Raw genomic sequence first — 18,310 nt, 5'->3', positions numbered from 1 at the left:
TTTGGCGCACAACAACAGGGAATGCGCCATGAGTAGCCTCACCCAACCCGCCGCCCCCTTTCGCCAGGCCACAGCCGACGGTTACAGCCTCGGCGGCTTCTGCTGGCGCCACGCTCGCCCTGACCCCCAGCGTCCGCTGGTGATCATCAACGCTGCCACTTCGGTACGCTGCCGCTATTACTCCCGCTTTGCCGACTACCTGTTTGCCCATGGCTGCGATGTGCTGACCTACGATTACCGTGGCATCGGCGAGTCCCGCCCAGCTTCATTGCGCGGCTTCCAGGCCTCGTGGAGCGATTGGGGCAGGCTGGATTTCGAAGCGATGCTGGCGCATGCGGCAGAGCATTTCCCCGGTCAGCCAGTGGACGTGGTGGGGCACAGTTTCGGCGGCTGCGCAGTAGGGCTGGCCGCGTCGGCAGGCCAGGTACGCCGGGTAGTGATGGTGGGCGCGCAGTTTGCCTATTGGCGCGACTACGCTGTCGACCAGCGCTGGCAGTTGCTCGGCAAATGGCATGTGGTAATGCCGCTACTGACGCGGTTATTCGGCTACTTCCCCGGCAAGCGCCTGGGTTGGCTTGAAGACACGCCATCCGGCGTGGTGCACGACTGGACCACACGTACCCCACGTTACGAGCATCGCCCCAGCGCTCGGGCGCTGGCGACGCTTCCGTTCGTTCAGGTGCGGGCGGCGACGCTGGCCATCAGCCTCACTGACGACCCGTTTGGCACCGTGGCGGCGACCGAGCGATTGTTGGGTTATCTACAGGGTGCCCGGCACCTGCGTATCGCGCCTGTGGATATCTCGGTCGACGAAATTGGCCATTTCGCGTTTTTCCATGACCGGTTTCGCGAAAGCTTGTGGCCGGTGGCCTTGCAGTGGCTGCAGCAGGGAGAGCTGAAAGAAGGGGGGCCTGGAACCATCATGGATTGAGGGTGGGATCGATATTTTGGGGCTGCTTTGCAGCCCATCGCGACACAAGGCCACTCCCACAGGAAGTATGCGCCCCTTGTGGGAGTGGCCCGGGCTATCTCAAGCCTTGCGCGACAGGGGCTGCCCGGCAAATTTCACGCCCGCCAGACCCTGCTTGATCAGCGCGCGGATATTGCCATGGTCGCTGCCCTCGGGCGTGGCCACCACGTCACGGTAGTGCTCGCCAAAGGCCAGCAGCGCTTCCTGGTCGCTCAGCCCTTCCAGCAAAGCTAGGCCCAGGGTTTTGCACGAACCTTCGTTTTGCCCGGCCGCATTCTCCACGCCGCCATTGTTGAACGCCTGAGGCTGGTAGCTGTAGTTGTCGGCAATGAACGCCAGGGTATCGGCAAAGACATGTTGGCCGCTGGCCAGGCTGGCGCGCAGGGTGTTCAGATCAGTCACGAGGTTTTCCTTTTTCGAACGCCGCTTGTTGTTCGGCGCTGGCTTCTTTCTGGTGTTGGGCTTTCCACTCGGCGTAGGGCATGCCGTACACCGCTTCGCGGGCATCATCCAGGCTCAGGTCGAGCTGGCGCTCGTCAGCCGCGGCCTTGTACCACTTGGACAGGCAGTTGCGGCAGAAACCGGACAGGTTCATCAGGTCGATGTTCTGTACATCGGTGCGCTTTTGCAGGTGTTCGACCAGGCGGCGGAACGCGGCGGCCTCAAGTTCGAGCTGTTGTTGTGGCGTCATGGGTGTCTCTCAAGTCATGCGGTTCTTCAGGTGGCGGCCACCGTTGATGACCACCTGGCTGCCGGTGCTGTACTGGCTGGCGAGCAGGTACTTGACGGTCTCGATCAGCGGGCCGGCGCCGGGTTCGAATTCCAGCAGGGCCTTTTTCAGGGTTTGCTGGCGGTAGGCTTCGTCACCCCCTTCCTTGAGGATCAGCAGCCCAGGCAGGATACCGTTCACGTGCACCTTGGGCGCATATTTTTCGGCAAATGACAGCACCATGTTCTGCAGCGCGGCCTTGGTGGCGGCGTAGCCGATGTGGCTTTTACTGCCGCGCGAAGAGGTTTCGTCGCAGATGTGGATGATGTCGGCCTTTTCCACCTTGGCCAGCAGGTCGCCCAGGGCCAGGTTGAGGTGGTAGGGCGCTTCGACGTGCAGGCGGAACATGGTGTCGAGGTTGTCGAGGCCATCGTCGAGCCACAGTGAGGCGTTATGGATGATGGCGCGCAAGCCGTCGTAATGGGTGTGCAGGTGGTCGATCAGGGCCTGGCGGTCGGCCGGCTGGCACAGGTCGGCCTGGAACTGCACGATGTTCGGGTGGGCCGCCTGTGGCTGGATGCTGCGGCTGGCACTGACCACCGTATGGCCGGCCTGTGCCAGTTCAAGGGCCAGGGCCAGCCCGACGCGCTGGCTGGCTCCGGTAACGAGAATGGGGCTGTTCATGTTCGGGGCGGTCAACTTGTCTGTCCTTTGGTTGCCACCCAGCATACCCGAACTGTTTCCCTGTTGTATGGCCTGGCCTCAGCGGCTGCGCAAGGCGCCAGTGGTGGCCGGGGAGGCCAGCAGCCAACTGGCTAGCAAGCGGGTGGACAACGGGATGAACAGGTACACCATCAGCGGCGTCAGGGCCAAAGTGCTGAGCAGTACGCGGGGTATCAGGTCGAGTGCCGACAACCAGTGGCCGAACAGCAGGTTGAATGCCAGCGATACCGGGAAGAACGCCAGCCAGATGGCCACGGCCTGCTTCCAGCGCGGTGGTTTTTGCACCATGTTGGTGCCAAACCAGTCATCGATGCCGCTTATGCGCGCCTCTTTGGGGCGCTCGAACAGGCCGTTGCCGCGCTGCAGCCAAGCCCGCCGCGAAGCGGAATGTTCCCAGGCATGCAAGGTGGGCTCGTCGCTGAAACGGAAGATGATCTGGAATTCGTCGCCATCGCGTGGCGGGGCGAGGATGCCCGAGCCGAGGTAACCGGGGAAGTCGGTGGCCAGCTGCTCGCCTTCGTGCAGCCAGGCCAGCAGGTCCTGGTAGCGGCCATGGGCGGCGCGGCGCGACACCATCAAGGTGACGGGTGGGGTAGACATCGTGTATCTCCTGGCAACGGGGCTGGCGGGTAGCTGGCCCCTTTGGCTGCGTGGCCCGGGGTGGTGGGCGACGCAGGCGTGCATGCAAGAATCGGGCGCGGATTATCGCGCAGTTGCGATCACCGGCAAATGTCAGCCGGCAAATGGCTGCACCCTGCGGCGGGTGCTGTCGTAGTAGACTATGTGTTCAACTTCCGCACCCAGGGTACACCGTGCAGATGAACGAACAGGGACGTAGTCCGGTTATCGATGCCAGCTTCGAGCAGCAGGAGCTGTTTCCGATTCGTGAAGTTTCCCGCCTGACTGGCGTCAACGCCGTGACCCTGCGTGCCTGGGAGCGCCGCTATGGCCTGATCCAGCCAATTCGCACCGACAGTGGCCACCGCCTGTACTCACAGGCCGACATCGACGAGGTCCGCCGTATCCTTGGCTGGCTGGAGCGCGGTGTGTCGGTCAGCAAGGTGGGTAGTATTCTCGCGCGAGGCCATGCCCTTGCCGGGCAGGCGGGTGGCGCGACAGATGCCTGGCAGCGTTGGCAGCACCAGATTCGTCTAGCGGTGCAGAGCTTCGATCTGGCAGGCCTGGATCGCCTTTACGAGATGGTATTTGCCGCCAGCACCCTGGATCAGGTTTTCGCCGAAGTGTTCATGCCTGTGTGGCACGACATGGCCGTGCGGCAAGGCGGCTACGGGCAGACCAGTGAATGGCTGTTCCTTGACCAGTTCCTGCGCGGTCGGGTGTTCGCCCGTCTGCAGCTTGCCCATGTGCCGCGCAGCCGTAACGTGTTGTTGGCGCCGTTGCCGGGGCAGTGTCATGAACTTGAGTTGCTGGTAACCAGCCTGCTTCTGAGCAGCGAGGAAACAGGTGTGACCCTACTGGCGAGCGGGCAGCCGCTGCGAGAACTGGCGTTGGTCTGCGAACGTCTGAAGCCGGACGCTCTGGTGCTGTTTTCTCATCAGGCACCGACAGCAGAAACTACCCGGCACGTTACGCGCCTGGCGGCGATGCTGGAATGCCCGTTGTTGCTGGCCGGCGAAGCGGCAGAAGTGGCACAGGAGAGCTTGGCTGGCAGCCTTGTCGCTTGCCTGGGGGCGCAAGGTAGTGTGATGCGCCAGCGTTTGCGGCAGTTCCTGGCCGGTCAGCTCGATACCTGAGTGTGCAGCTCGGGATGGGCCTGGCGATGGGCCTGGAGGATGTAGTCCCGCAACCGTTCGATTTCTTCGGCCGGGCTTTGGCTGAGGTCGTAGGCCGCCAGGTTTGGACCGATGCGCCGGCCCAATACGCCATGCAGTTCGATCGGGCTGATGCCGCCTGGGGCGAAGCGAAGCTCGAAGCGGGCGGGTGCCGCTGGCAGATCACGGATTTCCAGCAACACACCTTTGAAGGAAATATCACGCACCCACAGGCCGCAGGTCTGGTCATGGGCATCAAGCAGTGCGCTCGGCTGGTCCATCGACAGGCGCCAAGGGCGCAGCATGGGGCCGTCTTCGTAGATTTCCGGTGAGCCCAGTTGCAAGTGCAGGGCGTGAAACTCGTCCTCGACCAGTTGCAGCGGGAAACTGATCTGCTGGTTATTGAACTGGGCCTGCAAGGTCACTTGCTCGTTGGCCACCAGCTGGGTGAGCAAGTTCTGGATGCGGCGGTCGCCATTGACCAGCAGGCTCGACATGGAGTCGGCCAGGTTCAATTGCGGCGAGTGTTGCATGTTCTGTATGAAGTCCAGCTCGTCCTGGGTGAGGAGCACGTCTGCTTGCATGATCGAACTCGGTGGTGGCGATTTCTTCAACGGGGTTGACCGTGCGTGGCGTACTTGGTTCAGGCGCGTTCGTCGGTTTTCGGACGAGCGCACATTTCGGCCAGTTCCCGTTCCAGTTCGACCTGGCGGCTGACGTCTTTCTGGATGCCGATGAAGTAGGTGCGCTGGTCGGCGTCGCTTCTCACCGGCGTGATCGACAGTTCGTTCCAGAAGGCGCTGCCATCCTTGCGGTAGTTGCGCAGCACTTCGCGGCACGGGCGGCCTTCGGCCAGGGCCTTGCGGATGCGCGCGCGGCCAAGCTGGTCACGGTCGTCGGCCTGCAGAAAGCGGCAATCCTGATAGAGGACTTCGTCGCGGCTGTAGCCAGTCAGGCGTTCGAAGGCGGCGTTCACGTAGATCAGGATAGTGTCGTCGCCTTCCTGTTCGGCGACCACGATCCCGTCATTGGACGCATCGACCATCGATTGCAGCAATTGCGCGTTGATCATGTTCGGGCCATTGAGCAAGAAGGGGCGAAGCAGGGCTGAAGGCGGCGACTTTGGTAGAGGCGGCCTTTTGCCATCGCTGGATGCTAGTATCCTACGTTTTCACTCAGTTTCGGAATCCTCTTCCCGATAAAGTCGTCATTATTTCCGGATCGGTCTACGGCACCGCCGAAGAAGTCGCACGTCACGCTGAATCGCTGCTCAAGGCAGCGGGGCTGGAGGCCTGGCATGCGGCCCGCGCCACCCTTCAGGATCTTCAAGGCTTTGCCCCCGACGCCTTGCTGGCCGTGACCTCGACCACCGGCATGGGCGAGCTGCCGGACAACCTCATGCCGCTGTACAGCGCCATTCGTGACACCCTGCCTGCGGCCTGGCGCGGCCTGCCGGGCGCAGTGATTGCGCTGGGCGATTCCAGCTATGGTGACACCTACTGTGGTGGTGGCGAGCAGATGCGCGAGCTGTTTGCCGAGCTGGGCGTGCGCGAAGTGCAGCCGATGCTGCGCCTGGATGCGAGCGAGACAGTGACCCCGGAGGCAGATGCCGAGCCGTGGTTGGCTGAGTTGGCGAGTGCCTTCAAAGCCTGAGTCCCAAGGTAGAGCCGCTCCTACAGGGGCAGTGTCAGGCGTTGAGCTCGCGCAACAAGGCCAGCCACGCCTGAGCCGCCCGTGACAGATAGGCCCCGCGTCGCCAGATGAACGCGATATCCCACCGCAGGTCTTCCGGCGAACGCAGCGGCACACGCACCACCCCGGGGCGCTCCAGCGCTTTTGCTACCACCCGGGGCAGCAACACCACACCCTGGCCCGCCGCCACCAGCGCCGCCAAAAAATCTGCCTGGCCACTGCGCCCGCCTTCTTTCGGGGTAAAGCCCTGCTGCTGACACGCCTTCAACAGCCGATCGTTAAGCACGAAGCTGCGCTGGTACAGCAAGAACGGCGTATCGGCCAGTTGCCCCAGGTCCACTCCGGCCAAGCCCGACAAGGCATGCCCAGCCGGCAGCAAGGCGTCCAGGGGTTCGTTGCAGAACGGCTGGTAGTCGAATGCCTCGTCACTGGGCGTCAAGCTGCCGCCCAGTTCCAGCTCGCCGCTTCTGACAGCCTGTTCGACGCTGCGGCTACCGCCTTCGAGCAGTTGGATGGCGATGTTCGGGTGGCGCCGTCGGTACTCGGCGAACAGGCCGGCGAACAAGGCGTCGCTGCCTAGCATCGGTAAACCCAGGCGCAGTTCGCCACGCTCCATCAGGCTGAGATCGTCCAGTTCGTTGAGCAACGCCTGACGCTGACGCAGCAGGGCTTCGCCACGCTCCAGCACGATGCGCCCGGCAGCGGTCAGGTGCAGTTGCGAGGCCTGACGCTCCAGCAGCGGCTGGCCCACATCTTGCTCCAGCTGGGCTACCTGCTTGCTCACCGCCGACTGGCTGATGTGCAGCGTCTGTGCGGCCTGGGTAAAACCGCCCCGGTGGACCACTTCGATAAAGCTGCGCAGTTGTTTGAATTCCATGCTTGGATTCCATTATGGAATGGCGATCAGTCTAACAATTCGCTTCTGGCCTAGGCAGTCGAATCTTAAAATGAGGGCCTGTCGAGGAAACCCGCCATGAAACCCGCCTTATTGAAAAAAGCCCTGCGCCTGCTCATCGAGTTGGCGATCCTCTGTGCCCTGTTCCTGCTCGGCGGCCAGCTCGCCAGCTGGTTGGGCTGGCCGATCCCTGGCGGCGTGATGGGCCTGGCCCTGCTGTTGATACTGTTCGCTTCGGGTGTGCTCAAGCCGGCCATGTTGCAATTGGGCGCCGGCTGGCTGATGGCCGAGATGCTGCTGTTCTTCATCCCGGCGCTGATGAGCCTGTTGGACTACGGCTCGCTGATCCGTGAAGAGGGCTGGCGCATCTTGCTGGTAATCGCTGTGAGCACGTTGATGGTGATGGTGGTGACGGCATTGACCGTGGAACTGGTGTGCCGTTGGAGGTTACGCCATGAGCCTTGAACCCATGCCGCTGTTCTGGCTGGCGCTGACCTTGCTGGCCTACCTGGGTAGCCGCTGGCTGTACCGGCGCAGCAAGCGCTACCTGCTGTCGCCATTGATCCTGGTGCCGGTTTTGCTGCTGGCGGTGGCCGTGCCGCTGCATACAGCCTATGCCGAGTATGCCCGCAACACCCACTGGTTGATGAGCGTGCTCGGCCCAGTGACCGTGGCTTTCGCGGTGCCGATCTGGCAGCAGCGGGCCATGCTGGCGCGCCATTGGCCAGCCCTGATGGTGGGCATGGTGGCTGGTAGCTGTGCCTCGATTGCCAGCTCCTGGGGCTTGGCGCACCTGCTGGCGCTGGACAGCGCAACCAGCCTGTCGCTGGTGCCGCGTTCGATCACCACGCCCTTCGCCATGCCGCTGGCCCACGACCTGGGTGGCGTGCCGGAACTGACGGCGGTGTTCGTGATGTTCACTGGCGTGCTCGGCGCCATGTTCGGCGGCGTGCTGCTGCGCTGGTTGCCGCTGCGTACACCGCTGGCACGGGGTGCGCTGTTTGGTGTTGGCGCGCATGGCGCCGGGGTCAGCCGGGCGCAGGAGGTGGGCCGCGAAGAAGGCTCGGTGGCCGGCCTGGTCATGGTCCTGACTGGGCTGCTCAACCTGTTCGCAGCGCCGCTGCTGGCCATGCTGCTCTGACCGTTCGTGCCACTGACTCGCTCAGTCATCAAGCTGGCTGGCAACGCAAGTTCCAGCCAACGGGCTGCTGGCTAGACTCTGCCTCGACATAGAGAGCACATGTATGTGCCGAGGTGACATGCAATGACCGCAGCCTTGCCCTATTCCGTCAACACCACTTCTCCGGGACCGCTCTGATGCCTATGGCCGAAATTCCATTGTGCGTCTGGCGTACCCGGGACGAGTTTCATCTTCCGGGGCCAGAGCATCCGCTACTGGACCGCAGGGCAAGGAGAGCCCCTGCTTCTGTTACACGGTTTTCCCACTGCCAGCTGGGATTGGCACTACCTGTGGGGGCCTTTGACCCAACGTTTCCGGGTGATCGCGTGCGACATGCTCGGTTTTGGCGATTCGGCCAAACCGGTTGATCATGCCTACAGCCTGATGGAGCAAGCGGACCTGCAGCAGGCCTTGCTTGCCCACCTGCAGGTCAAGCAGCCGGTGCATCTGCTGGCCCATGACTATGGCGGCAGCGTGGCCCAGGAATTGTTGGCGCGCCATCATGAGCAGCGCGCCGACATCGCCAGTTGCGTGTTCCTCAACAGCGGGCTGTTCCCCGAAAGCTGCCGCATGCTGCTGATCCAGAAGCTGCTGCTCAGCCGCTTTGGCTGGCTGGTGGGGCGTTCGTTCGGGCGTGACGACCTGGTGCGCAATGTGACCCAGGTCTATGGCCCCTGCACTCACCCCAGTGAGAGCGCGCTGGATGACTTCTGGAGCCTGATCGCTACCAACCGGGGTACACGCATCCTGCACAAGTTGGTGGGCTACATGCCCGAGCGCAGGTTGCACCGTGAACGCTGGGTCGGGGCGATGCAGCGCAAAGGCGTACCACTGCGCTTCATCAATGGCGTGGTCGACCCACTGTCCGGCGGGCACATGCTCGAGCGTTACCGGCAACTGGTGCCGGAGCCGGACACCGTGCAGCTGCACGGCATTGGCCATTACCCCCATACCGAAGCGCCGATGCAGGTGCTGCGCCACTACCTGGCCTTTCGCGAACAACCGTCCAGCTACTACCAGCCGAAAGTGGCGTGGTCCTGACGGGGCCTCATCGCCCTGCGTTATTGCCAGGCATTCAGCCTGTGTGAGCTTGATTGTCCGCCTGCCGCTGGCGGCGGACACTCGGCTGACCTGAACCTGCCTGGAGCCATGAGCATGAGCGAGCCCGTCCATTTGCAAGATCGCGTGGTGATCGTCACCGGCGCCGGTGGCGGCCTGGGCCGCGCCCACGCGCTGCTGTTCGCCGCGCGGGGTGCCAGGGTGGTGGTCAACGACCTTGGCGGTTCTACCCACGGGGAAGGTGCCAGCGCCTCGGCCGCCGACCGGGTGGTGGAGGAGATCCGCGCCGCCGGTGGCAGCGCCATCGCCAACCATGACTCGGTCAGCCACGGTGCACGTATCGTCGAGCAGGCGCTGGACACGTTCGGCCGGGTCGATGTGCTGGTGAACAACGCTGGCATCCTGCGCGACAAGACCTTTCACAAGATGGACGACAGCGATTGGGAGCAGGTGTACCAGGTGCATGTCGAAGGGGCCTTCAAAGTCACCCGCGCCGCCTGGCCACACTTGCGCGAGCAAAACTGGGGGCGGGTGATCTTCACGGCTTCCACCTCGGGTATCTACGGCAACTTTGGGCAGGCCAATTACGGCATGGCCAAGCTGGGCCTGTACGGGTTGACCCGCACGCTGGCCATCGAAGGGCGCAAGCACGGCATCCTGGTCAACGCCATTGCTCCCACGGGCGGTACCCGCATGACCGAGGGGCTGATCCCACCCCAGGTATTCGAGCGGCTCAAGCCCGAGCTGGTCAGCCCACTGGTGGTTTACCTGGGCAGCGAGCAGTGCCAGGGCACGGGGGAGCTGTTCGAGGTGGGCGGCGGCTGGGTGGGCAAGGTGCGTTGGGAGCGCAGCCTGGGAGTGGGTTTTGATCCGCGCGAGGGGTTTACCCCGGAGCAGGTGGCGGAGCACTGGGCGCAAATCGGCGACTTTGACGGGGCGGTGCATCCTCAGGACAGTTTGCAGGCATTGCAGCAGATGATGGCGAACCTGCAGAAGTACCCGCTGGGCTGAAGATTTATCCGCTCAAATAAAAAAGGCCGCTGCAAGCCGCAGCGGCCAATCGAGACGTTAGATCAAGGAGCTTCAAAATCTACGTCGGTGAACCTCGCAGGCCTGAAAGGCGGGGGGAGAGCCCTTCATGCCGGCCAGTGAGTTAAGAATAAGCGCTTGATCCGCTGGGAAAAATAGCTGCTTATGACATTCACCTTTACGTATCGGGCAATAGTGCCGCTAGCGCTCAGGTAGCGGGCGAATAGCCCATGCGCCAGCTGGTTTCCCGCGCTGCCGCCAGTAGCCGTTGCGCCGCTGGGCCATGTTCGTCGGCGTGGAAGATCGAAGTCGGCCCGACCACGGTCATCACCGCCGCCACCTGCCCCATGGCATTGAACACCGGCGCCGACAGGGCGTCCACGCCCGGCATCAGCAGGCCGTGCACATGGTGCAGGCCACGTTCGCGAATGCCTGCCAGCACCGGCTGGTAATCGTCGGCGTGGTGCTGCAGGGCGGCCAGTTCGCGGTCACGCAACTCGACGGTTTCGCGCTCGGGCAGGTAGGCGGCGAACACCAGGCCGGTGGAGGAGGTGAGCAGCGGCAGCACCGAGCCCATCTGCGTCACCACGGTAACTGCACGCACCGCCGGTTCAATGCTGACCACGGTCGCGCCCTGGTTGCCCCACACGGCAATGAAGCAGCTCTCGTTAAGTTCGTCGCGCAGTTGCGACAGCGGCAGTGCGGCAGTTTTCAGCACATCGATGCTGCCCAGCGCCGCCAGCCCCACCCGCAATGCCTCGCGTCCCAGGCCGTAATGGTTGGTGGCGGCATCCTGTTCGGCAAAGCCGCTGGCGATCAGCGCTTGCAGGTAACGGTGCACTTTGCTTGCCGGCATTTGCACATGTTCCGCCAGGCGTGACAGCGAGGTGGACGGGGACAACTCGGCAAGGGCCTTGAGGATGTCGGTGCCGACCTCCGCCGAGCGGACTTTCTGCTTGCCGTTGTCGGCGGGGGAGCTGGCTTTGGTCATGGACATCTTCTTCTGGATTCTTCAAGTCGGGCCTTTATAGCTTGACGCCATGCGTGGAGCAAATTACGTTATTCGTAATCTGATTACGATAAAAACAATGCAGACGCGCTGCCACCCCACATCGGGCCAGCAGCCAGCTGCCCGCAACGGCTCGGCCAGAGCCCGGAGGCATCGATGAATCGCGACACCTCACCCGACCTTCACTACCTCAGCGGCTTCGGCAACGAGTTTGCCAGCGAAGCGCTGCCAGGGGCCTTGCCGGTCGGGCAGAACTCGCCACAGAAGGCACCCTATGGGCTGTATGCCGAGCTGCTCTCGGGCACGGCGTTCACCATGGCCCGCAGCGAGCTGCGTCGCACCTGGCTGTATCGCATTCGCCCGTCTGCCTTGCACCCTCGTTTCGAGCGCCTGGCGCGTCAGCCGCTGAGCGGGCCGCTGGGGGGCATCAACCCCAACCGCCTGCGTTGGAGCCCACAGCCGATTCCCGCCGAACCGACCGATTTCATCGAGGGCTGGTTGCCCATGGTGGCCAACGCCGCAGCGGAAAAACCGGCTGGCGTGAGCATCTACATCTACCGCGCCAACCGTTCCATGGAGCGGGTGTTCTTCAACGCCGACGGTGAACTTTTGCTGGTACCGGAACAGGGCCGCCTGCGCATTGCCACTGAACTGGGCGTAATGGAAGTCGAGCCGCTTGAAATTGCGGTGATCCCGCGTGGCATGAAGTTCCGTGTGGAACTGCTCGACGGCCAGGCCCGTGGCTACATCGCCGAAAACCACGGCGCGCCGCTGCGTATTCCAGACCTGGGCCCGATCGGCAGCAATGGCCTGGCCAACCCACGCGATTTCCTCACCCCGGTGGCGCACTACGAAGAGGCCGAAGCGCCGGTGCAACTGGTGCAGAAATTCCTGGGCGAACACTGGGCTTGCGAGCTGCAGCACTCGCCGCTGGACGTGGTGGCCTGGCACGGCAGCAACGTGCCGTACAAATACGACCTGCGCCGCTTCAATACCATCGGCACCGTCAGTTTCGACCACCCGGACCCTTCGATCTTCACCGTGCTGACCTCGCCGACCAGCGTGCATGGCCTGGCCAACATGGACTTCGTGATCTTCCCGCCACGCTGGATGGTGGCCGAGAACACCTTCCGCCCGCCATGGTTCCACCGCAACCTGATGAACGAGTTCATGGGCTTGATCAATGGTGCCTACGACGCCAAGGCCGAGGGCTTCCTGCCTGGCGGTGCCTCGCTGCACGGCGTGATGAGCGCCCACGGCCCCGACGCCGAAACCTGCGAAAAAGCCATTGCCGCCGACCTGGCGCCGCACAAGATCGACAACACCATGGCCTTCATGTTCGAGACCAGCCAGGTGCTGCGCCCGAGCCTGCAAGCCCTTGAATGCCCGCAATTGCAGGCCGACTACGATAGTTGCTGGGCAACCTTGCCAAGCACCTTCAACCCGAACCGGAGATAACCGATGAACCACACTGCCAATGCCCGTAGCTGGGTCGAGCACGCCAACGGGCACAGCGACTTCCCGCTGCAGAACCTGCCATTGGGCATCTTCAGCCGGCCGGGTGAAGCCCGGCGCTGTGGCGTGGCCATCGGCGACGCGATCCTCGACCTGGAAGCGGTGTTGGCCGCCGGCCTGTTCGCGGGGGAAGCCAAGGCCGCCGTCGAGGCTACTCGGGGTGGGGCACTGAACGCTTACTTCGCATTGGGCCGCAGCGCCCGTGTCGCCCTGCGCGAGCGTCTGCAGGTGCTGCTTGGCGAGCACAGCGAGCACCAGGCTGCTCTGCAGCCGGCACTGTATCCAGCCAGCGACTGCCAACTGCATGTGCCAGCGCAGGTCGGGACTACACCGACTTCTACGTAGGCATCGAGCACGCCAAGAACGTGGGCAAGCTTTCCGCCCCGACAACCCGCTGCTGCCCAACTACAAATATGTGCCGATCGGTTATCACGGCCGTGCCTCGACCATTCGCCCGTCCGGCACCGATGTACGCCGGCCAAAAGGCCAGACCCTCCCGGCTGGGCACACCGAGCCAAGTTTCGGCCCATGCGCACGCCTGGACTACGAACTGGAACTGGGCATCTGGATTGGCCAGGGCAATGACATGGGCCAGGCGATCCCGGTTGGCGATGCCGCCGAACACGTAGCGGGCCTGTGCCTGCTCAACGACTGGTCGGCGCGCGATATCCAGGCATGGGAATACCAGCCATTGGGGCCGTTCCTGTCCAAGAGTTTCATCACCAGCATATCGCCCTGGGTGGTTACCGCCGAAGCGCTGGAGCCGTTCCGCTGCGCCCAGCCTGCACGCCCGGAAGGCGACCCGCAGCCGCTGTCGTACCTGCTGGACAAGCGTGACCAGGCCGCCGGTGCATTCGATATTGAACTCGAAGTGTTGCTGCTGACCGAGCGCATGCGCGAGCAAGGTGTTGCCCCGCACCGCCTGACCCTGAGCAACACCCGCAGCATGTACTGGACCGTGGCGCAGTTGGTGGCGCACCACAGCGTCAACGGCTGCCAGCTGCAGCCGGGCGACCTGTTCGGTTCGGGCACGCTGTCGGGTGCTACGCCGGGTTCGTTCGGCAGCCTGCTGGAGATCACCGAAGGCGGCAAGCTGCCGATTGAGCTGGCCAGCGGCGAGGTGCGCAAGTTCCTCGAAGACGGCGACGAAATTATCCTGCGTGCCCGCTGCACGCGTGACGGCGTAGCCAGCATCGGCTTCGGCGAATGCCGTGGCACGGTCATCGCGGCCAACTAAGGAGGCAGGGGCATGGAGCTGTACACCTATTACCGTTCCACCTCGTCCTACCGGGTGCGCATTGCCTTGGCATTGAAGGGGCTGGCTTACCAGTCCCTGCCAGTCAACCTGCTGCAGGGGGAGCAGCGCGGTGCGGACTATACCGCCGTCAACCCGCAGGGCCGCGTGCCAGCCTTGCGCACTGACGGCGGTGAGTTGCTGGTGCAGTCGCCAGCCATCATCGAGTACCTGGAAGAGGTTTATCCACAACCTGCGTTGCTACCGACCACGGCCGTGGAAAGGGCAAAGGTGCGTGGTGTGGCGGCAATCATCGGCTGCGACATTCACCCGTTGCACAACGTCAGCGTGCTCAACCGGCTGCGCCAGGCGGGTCAGGACGAAGGGCAGGTCAATCAGTGGATCGGTTACTGGATAAGCCAGGGGCTGGCAGCAGTGGAGCGACTGATTGGCGATCACGGCTTCTGCTTTGGCGATACGCCTGGGTTGGCGGATGTGTACCTGATCCCGCAGTTGTATGCGGCCGAGCGCTTCAACATCGACCTCGACAGCTTCCCGCGCATCCTGCGGGTTGCCGCACTGGCGGCCGCGCACCCGGCGTTCGCCAAGGCCCACCCCGCCCAGCAGCCGGACAGCCCGGCTCAGTGAAGTGAACGGTTTGCCGCCGGAAGCTTGCCGATTCGCTCGGACAGCTTCAGGCGCTGGACCGGGTCTTCCGTCAGCAGCAACGCATGCTCCAGGTCGAAGCGCTCGGCCTGCGGGCAATCCAGTTGTTGGTAGAGCGAAGCGCGGGTCACGTAATCGCTGACTTGCACCGGGCCCAACTGCATGACCCGCTCGGCGTCGATCAACGCGGCCAGGTGGTCATCGTTGCTGATGTGCAGTTGACGCAGGTTGCGCGACAGGCGTTGCAGCATCTGCAGCGGCGTAGCGCTGCGCATGTGCTCTGCCGTCAGCGCCACATGCGGGCCAAACTGGCGTGCCAGCAGTTCGCGGCAGTCACTCGGGTACAAGCGCCGACCGCCACAGGGGTCGAGCAGGTGGTCGGCACCCGGCACGCGCAGCAAGAAATGGCCAGGAAAGCCCACGCCCTCCAGCGGTATGGACAAGCGCCGGGCCAGCTCCAGGGAAAGAATGGCCAGGGTCAGCGGTTGGCCGCGGCGGCGCTGCAGTACTTTGTCCATCATCGCCGCATGCGGGCGTAACGGGTGGTATTCATCCTGCTGAAAGCCCAGCGCAATCAGTTGGCGCAGCAGTGGCTGGGCCAGTTCGCACACTGGCAGCATCGGCAGGTTGGCGCTTATCTCGCGCTGCAGCTCGTTCAGGGTGGCAAGGCTGGCCGCGGGCTCGACACTACGATCGTGCTCGGCGGCAATCCACAATGCGGCTTCCAGCAGGGCGACAGGCTCGCGTTCCAGGCAGGCCAGGCAGGCTTGACGTGGCTTCATGGGGCATCTCCACACACGTTTGAGTATTAGCTGTGACGCGTGGTTTCGTCCAGTGGTCCGGCGGCGGCGTCAATGCCGGGGCCGTGCCTATACTGGAAGGAGCACCTCGTGGGGGAGCCTGTCGATGTTCGCACTGATGCAAAGTACCCGGACCCAGTCACTGCATTTGTTCAACGACCCACCTACGGGCCTTAAGGCGGTGGTGGCGATCCACAGTGAGCACCTGGGCCCGGCCATGGGCGGTTGCCGCTACCTGCCTTACGCCGATGACGAAAGTGCCATGACCGACGCCATTCGCCTGGCCCAAGGTATGAGCTACAAGGCGGCATTGGCCGGCTTGCCGCTAGGTGGCGGCAAGGCGGTGATCATGCGCAACCCGCACGTGGAAAACCGTGCCGCGCTGTTCGAGGCCTTTGGCCGCTTCATCGATACCTTGCATGGGCGCTTCATCATCGCCGTGGACAGCGGCACCTCGACCCTGGACATGGACTGCATCGCCCAGAGTACTCCCCATGTGACCAGCACCACTGCCTCGGGCGACCCTTCGCCGCATGCGGCGATGGGGGTGTTCGCTGGCATCCGCGCCACGACCTCGTTCCGCCTGGGCAGCGATGACCTCAGGGGCCTGCGGGTGGCGGTGCAGGGGTTGGGTAATGTCGGTTATGCACTGGCCGAGCAACTGCATGCGGTGGGCGCGGAACTGCTGGTCAGCGACCTGGACCCCGGGCGGGTGCGGCTGGCGATGGAACAGTTCGATGCCAAGCCTGTGACCAACGATGCACTGATCAGTACCCCTTGCGACATCTTCGCCCCCTGCGGTGTGGGGCCGGTGCTGAACGGGCAGAGCGTGATGCAACTGCGTTGCGCGGCAGTGGCGGGGGCGGCCAACAACCAGCTGACCACCTTGCAGGTGGCAGACCAGCTGGAGTCGCGGGGATACTGTATGCGCCTGACTACGTTATCAATGCCGGTGGGCTGATCTACGTGGCGCTGACCCATCGTGGCGAGGACCTGGGCACCATCACCGCGCACCTGGCGCGGATACCGTCACGGCTGACCGAAGTGTTTGGCCATGCGCAGGCGGAAAAACGTTCGCCGGCGCGGGTGGCGCAGATGTTGGCGGAGCGGTTGCTCTACGGCTGACTGTTGATGTTGGCTCTACTGGCCTCTTCGCGGGTTTACCCGCGAAGCAGCAACGTCGCTATCACTCGGCAGCGCCACCCTCTAGCAACTCGGCCAGGGCATCCGGCTGGCTTTTGAAGGCCCGAGCGAACACATCGCGGTTCTTGGCCATGTAGATACCGGCTTCCTCGACCTGTTGCTCGCTCAGCGACGGCACTGCCTTGTGCAGCACTTCGGCCAGGCGCTCGGCCAGTTCGAGCATCTTGTCGTGACGGTCTGCTTCGGCCTTATCCATGAACAAGCGCTCCGGGTCGCGGCTGCTGCGGTACACCACTTCGACGGCCATTCATCACCTCTATGCCTTTTTGCTGGTTGTGTTGCTGGTTACTGTATCTATATACAGTAATGGCATTTGCCATCACCACGCAACCAGATTCTCACGGCAAAAGCCTAGTACACAGGTGCCTTGCGGCAATCGGTCGCCTTCCAAGCCAAGGGCCTGGCCCTTTAACTGCATGGCACAAGCGTCACATCGGTGACGCATCATCCTTAAAGACGTATCGGGGAATGGAACATCGTGAACATCAAGTGGGCAGAAAAGCTGCGCAAGGGCCTGCACGGCTCGGCGGACTCGCTGGGCAACCTGTGCGTCGAGGCCTTCCATTACCTGGCGCTGTTCGGCATTGGCGCGATTACCGCCTATGCGGCAGTGGTGACCTTCCTGGACATGCTTGGCAAGGGTGGGGTCAGTGTCGATGACATCCTGCTGCTGTTCATCTACCTGGAGCTGGGGGCGATGGTCGGTATCTACTTCAAGACCAACCACATGCCGATCCGCTTCCTGTTGTACGTGGCGATTACCGCGCTGACCCGTCTGCTGATCGGCGATGTCTCGCACCACAAGGCGCCGGACGAAGGGCTGTTGTACCTGTGCGGCGGCATCTTGTTGCTGGCCTTCTCGATTCTGGTGGTGCGCTACGCCTCGTACCGCTACCCCTCGACCAAGGTGCTGGATGCCAACGGCAAGGAAGTGGAGGAGGGCAAGTAGCCCTCAGTTGGCCACGACATGGCGTGGGTGGTGGCGGGCATCGCGGGTCAATGCGGCCAGCACCTGCATGGGGTTCTGGCTGAGTTCGATGGCCAGGCCCAGGCGGATGCTGTCGATTACCCGCTGCAGGCGCACCGGGTCGTTGCGCTGGGCCTGGGTGATGAGGCGCTTGGCGACCACGCCTGCGTCGTCGGACAGGGTCAGCATGATGCTGCCATCGAGGTTTTCGATGCTCAGGTTGACCCGGTATTCGGGGGCAAATGCGGCACTGATGAGTTCGAATGGGTTGTTCATGTTCAGGCTTCTGCAGCGAATGAGTGCAGAAGTTGACTGGCAAAACGGCGGGTTGGTTCAGTGCCGTTGATCGCTGCAAATAAAAACGCCCGGCTCTAGGCCGGGCGTTTTGCATTGCCAATCAGGCGTCTGGGTCACTCAGTTCCAGGGCGCCGCGCTTGCTGCGCAGCTTGCCGTAGAAGTGTTCCAGCGCGTGGCTGAGCTTGGTGGCTGCACCGTCCACTGCCTGGTCCAGCGAAGTGGCGGTGTGGGTCACCGAAATCGGTTGGTGGCCTTTGGGGCGAGCCTCCATCTGGCAGCGTTTGTCATGCGGTCCGGGCTTGGCGCCGTTCTCGTCGCGCAGGTGAACCTCGATACGGGTGAGGTCTTCTTCGTAACGTTCCAGCGAGTTCTGCAGTGTGCTGCGGACCCACTGATCAAGCCGGGCGTTGCCTTCGAAATGGTTGCTGCTGTTGACCTGGATTTGCATGATTCAATCCTTATTCAGCTTGCTCGCATGGAGGCGCGCCTAGGCCCTTGAGACCCTTGGAATTTCTGCGCCTCTTGACTCTAAGGTCAGGCAACCACGAAACGAATTCAAGCCCTTTTTGAAAATAAATGTCTTGTTGCAA

The 18,310-nt window shown here is 63.2% G+C and carries 21 protein-coding genes and 3 pseudogenes; 12 read left to right on the top strand and 12 right to left on the bottom strand.

Going from position 1 to position 18,310, the window contains the following annotated elements; genetic code table 11:
- The first annotated feature begins 28 nt into the window (after nt 1-28).
- Entirely contained in the window at nt 29-931 is a 903-nt protein-coding gene (locus AB5975_05560; GenBank protein ID XDR21355.1) for an alpha/beta fold hydrolase, read from the top strand.
- A 99-nt stretch (nt 932-1,030) separates the two neighbouring features.
- Here AB5975_05560 and AB5975_05555 read toward each other — a convergent pair whose 3' ends face one another.
- From AB5975_05555 to AB5975_05540, 4 genes are read right to left on the bottom strand one after another with little or no spacing between them, the layout of a single operon-like run.
- Entirely contained in the window at nt 1,031-1,372 is a 342-nt protein-coding gene (locus AB5975_05555; protein XDR21354.1) for a HopJ type III effector protein, read from the bottom strand.
- Nucleotides 1,365-1,661 carry a DUF1244 domain-containing protein gene (locus AB5975_05550; protein XDR21353.1) on the bottom strand — a complete coding sequence of 99 codons (297 nt, stop codon included), beginning with the start codon at nt 1,659-1,661 and terminating at the stop codon, nt 1,365-1,367. The genes AB5975_05555 and AB5975_05550 overlap by 8 nt, the downstream gene beginning before the upstream one ends.
- A gap of 9 nt (nt 1,662-1,670) precedes the next feature.
- Nucleotides 1,671-2,408 carry a dihydromonapterin reductase gene (gene folM, locus AB5975_05545; protein XDR21352.1) on the bottom strand — a complete coding sequence of 246 codons (738 nt, stop codon included), beginning with the start codon at nt 2,406-2,408 and terminating at the stop codon, nt 1,671-1,673.
- Nucleotides 2,409-2,441: 33 nt separating this feature from the next.
- A complete protein-coding gene (locus tag AB5975_05540; GenBank protein XDR21351.1) occupies nt 2,442-3,002 on the bottom strand; it encodes an antibiotic biosynthesis monooxygenase in 561 nt (186 codons plus the stop codon).
- Between the two features lie 218 nt (nt 3,003-3,220).
- Between AB5975_05540 and AB5975_05535 the strand changes: the two genes are divergently transcribed.
- Entirely contained in the window at nt 3,221-4,156 is a 936-nt protein-coding gene (locus tag AB5975_05535) for a MerR family transcriptional regulator (protein XDR21350.1), read from the top strand.
- Here the strand turns inward: AB5975_05535 and AB5975_05530 are convergent.
- Together AB5975_05530 and AB5975_05525 are read right to left on the bottom strand one after the other, a co-directional pair.
- Nucleotides 4,141-4,758, bottom strand: coding sequence for a hypothetical protein (locus AB5975_05530; protein ID XDR21349.1), 618 nt, complete (start codon nt 4,756-4,758; stop codon nt 4,141-4,143). The two genes, AB5975_05535 and AB5975_05530, sit on opposite strands and share 16 nt — an antisense overlap.
- 59 nt (nt 4,759-4,817) lie before the next feature.
- Nucleotides 4,818-5,246 carry a PAS domain S-box protein gene (locus AB5975_05525; protein XDR21348.1) on the bottom strand — a complete coding sequence of 143 codons (429 nt, stop codon included), beginning with the start codon at nt 5,244-5,246 and terminating at the stop codon, nt 4,818-4,820.
- An 80-nt stretch (nt 5,247-5,326) separates the two neighbouring features.
- Between AB5975_05525 and AB5975_05520 the strand changes: the two genes are divergently transcribed.
- Entirely contained in the window at nt 5,327-5,827 is a 501-nt protein-coding gene (locus AB5975_05520) for a flavodoxin (protein ID XDR21347.1), read from the top strand.
- A gap of 34 nt (nt 5,828-5,861) precedes the next feature.
- Here AB5975_05520 and AB5975_05515 read toward each other — a convergent pair whose 3' ends face one another.
- Nucleotides 5,862-6,743: a LysR family transcriptional regulator gene (locus tag AB5975_05515; protein XDR21346.1), complete on the bottom strand. Its 882-nt coding sequence runs from the start codon at nt 6,741-6,743 to the stop codon at nt 5,862-5,864.
- Nucleotides 6,744-6,839: 96 nt separating this feature from the next.
- Between AB5975_05515 and AB5975_05510 the strand changes: the two genes are divergently transcribed.
- The 4 genes and pseudogenes from AB5975_05510 (at nt 6,840) to AB5975_05495 (ending at nt 10,011) form a co-directional block, all read left to right on the top strand.
- Nucleotides 6,840-7,226: a CidA/LrgA family protein gene (locus AB5975_05510; GenBank protein XDR21345.1), complete on the top strand. Its 387-nt coding sequence runs from the start codon at nt 6,840-6,842 to the stop codon at nt 7,224-7,226.
- Nucleotides 7,216-7,902 carry an LrgB family protein gene (locus tag AB5975_05505; GenBank protein XDR21344.1) on the top strand — a complete coding sequence of 229 codons (687 nt, stop codon included), beginning with the start codon at nt 7,216-7,218 and terminating at the stop codon, nt 7,900-7,902. Before AB5975_05510 ends, AB5975_05505 begins: the two co-directional genes overlap by 11 nt.
- A gap of 176 nt (nt 7,903-8,078) precedes the next feature.
- Nucleotides 8,079-8,982, top strand: a pseudogene (locus AB5975_05500) (alpha/beta fold hydrolase).
- A gap of 114 nt (nt 8,983-9,096) precedes the next feature.
- Nucleotides 9,097-10,011 (top strand): SDR family oxidoreductase, encoded by a 915-nt coding sequence (locus AB5975_05495; GenBank protein XDR21343.1) that lies wholly within the window; start codon nt 9,097-9,099, stop codon nt 10,009-10,011.
- A gap of 226 nt (nt 10,012-10,237) precedes the next feature.
- Here AB5975_05495 and AB5975_05490 read toward each other — a convergent pair whose 3' ends face one another.
- On the bottom strand, nt 10,238-11,020 hold the full coding sequence (locus AB5975_05490) for an IclR family transcriptional regulator (GenBank protein XDR21342.1): 783 nt from the start codon (nt 11,018-11,020) through the stop codon (nt 10,238-10,240).
- Nucleotides 11,021-11,194: 174 nt separating this feature from the next.
- Between AB5975_05490 and hmgA the strand changes: the two genes are divergently transcribed.
- The 3 genes and pseudogenes from hmgA to maiA all read left to right on the top strand — a co-directional run bounded on the left by hmgA (nt 11,195) and on the right by maiA (nt 14,435).
- On the top strand, nt 11,195-12,496 hold the full coding sequence (gene hmgA / locus AB5975_05485; GenBank protein ID XDR21341.1) for a homogentisate 1,2-dioxygenase: 1,302 nt from the start codon (nt 11,195-11,197) through the stop codon (nt 12,494-12,496).
- Between the two features lie 3 nt (nt 12,497-12,499).
- Nucleotides 12,500-13,790: pseudogene (fahA, locus tag AB5975_05480) on the top strand (fumarylacetoacetase).
- Between the two features lie 12 nt (nt 13,791-13,802).
- Nucleotides 13,803-14,435, top strand: a complete 633-nt coding sequence (maiA, locus tag AB5975_05475) for a maleylacetoacetate isomerase (GenBank protein XDR21340.1) — start codon at nt 13,803-13,805, stop codon at nt 14,433-14,435.
- Here maiA and AB5975_05470 read toward each other — a convergent pair.
- Nucleotides 14,429-15,235 (bottom strand): SirB1 family protein, encoded by an 807-nt coding sequence (locus tag AB5975_05470; GenBank protein XDR21339.1) that lies wholly within the window; start codon nt 15,233-15,235, stop codon nt 14,429-14,431. The genes maiA and AB5975_05470 overlap by 7 nt on opposite strands.
- Before the next feature lie 124 nt (nt 15,236-15,359).
- Here AB5975_05470 and AB5975_05465 point away from each other — a divergent pair.
- Nucleotides 15,360-16,378: pseudogene (locus AB5975_05465) on the top strand (Leu/Phe/Val dehydrogenase).
- Nucleotides 16,379-16,439: 61 nt separating this feature from the next.
- Here the strand turns inward: AB5975_05465 and AB5975_05460 are convergent.
- Nucleotides 16,440-16,703, bottom strand: coding sequence for a YebG family protein (locus AB5975_05460; GenBank protein ID XDR21338.1), 264 nt, complete (start codon nt 16,701-16,703; stop codon nt 16,440-16,442).
- A gap of 231 nt (nt 16,704-16,934) precedes the next feature.
- Between AB5975_05460 and AB5975_05455 the strand changes: the two genes are divergently transcribed.
- Entirely contained in the window at nt 16,935-17,405 is a 471-nt protein-coding gene (locus AB5975_05455; GenBank protein ID XDR21337.1) for a phosphate-starvation-inducible protein PsiE, read from the top strand.
- Between the two features lie 3 nt (nt 17,406-17,408).
- Here AB5975_05455 and AB5975_05450 read toward each other — a convergent pair whose 3' ends face one another.
- Together AB5975_05450 and AB5975_05445 are read right to left on the bottom strand one after the other, a co-directional pair.
- A complete protein-coding gene (locus AB5975_05450) occupies nt 17,409-17,699 on the bottom strand; it encodes a DUF3509 domain-containing protein (GenBank protein XDR21336.1) in 291 nt (96 codons plus the stop codon).
- A 121-nt stretch (nt 17,700-17,820) separates the two neighbouring features.
- Nucleotides 17,821-18,168 carry an HPF/RaiA family ribosome-associated protein gene (locus AB5975_05445; GenBank protein ID XDR21335.1) on the bottom strand — a complete coding sequence of 116 codons (348 nt, stop codon included), beginning with the start codon at nt 18,166-18,168 and terminating at the stop codon, nt 17,821-17,823.
- Between the last annotated feature and the right edge of the window lie 142 nt (nt 18,169-18,310).

Origin of the sequence: Pseudomonas putida, from assembly GCA_041071465.1 — a bacterium.
Classification (GTDB): domain Bacteria; phylum Pseudomonadota; class Gammaproteobacteria; order Pseudomonadales; family Pseudomonadaceae; genus Aquipseudomonas; species Aquipseudomonas putida_P.
Note: the sequence above shows the minus strand (reverse complement) of the source record. Positions and strands in the feature narration are given on the sequence as shown.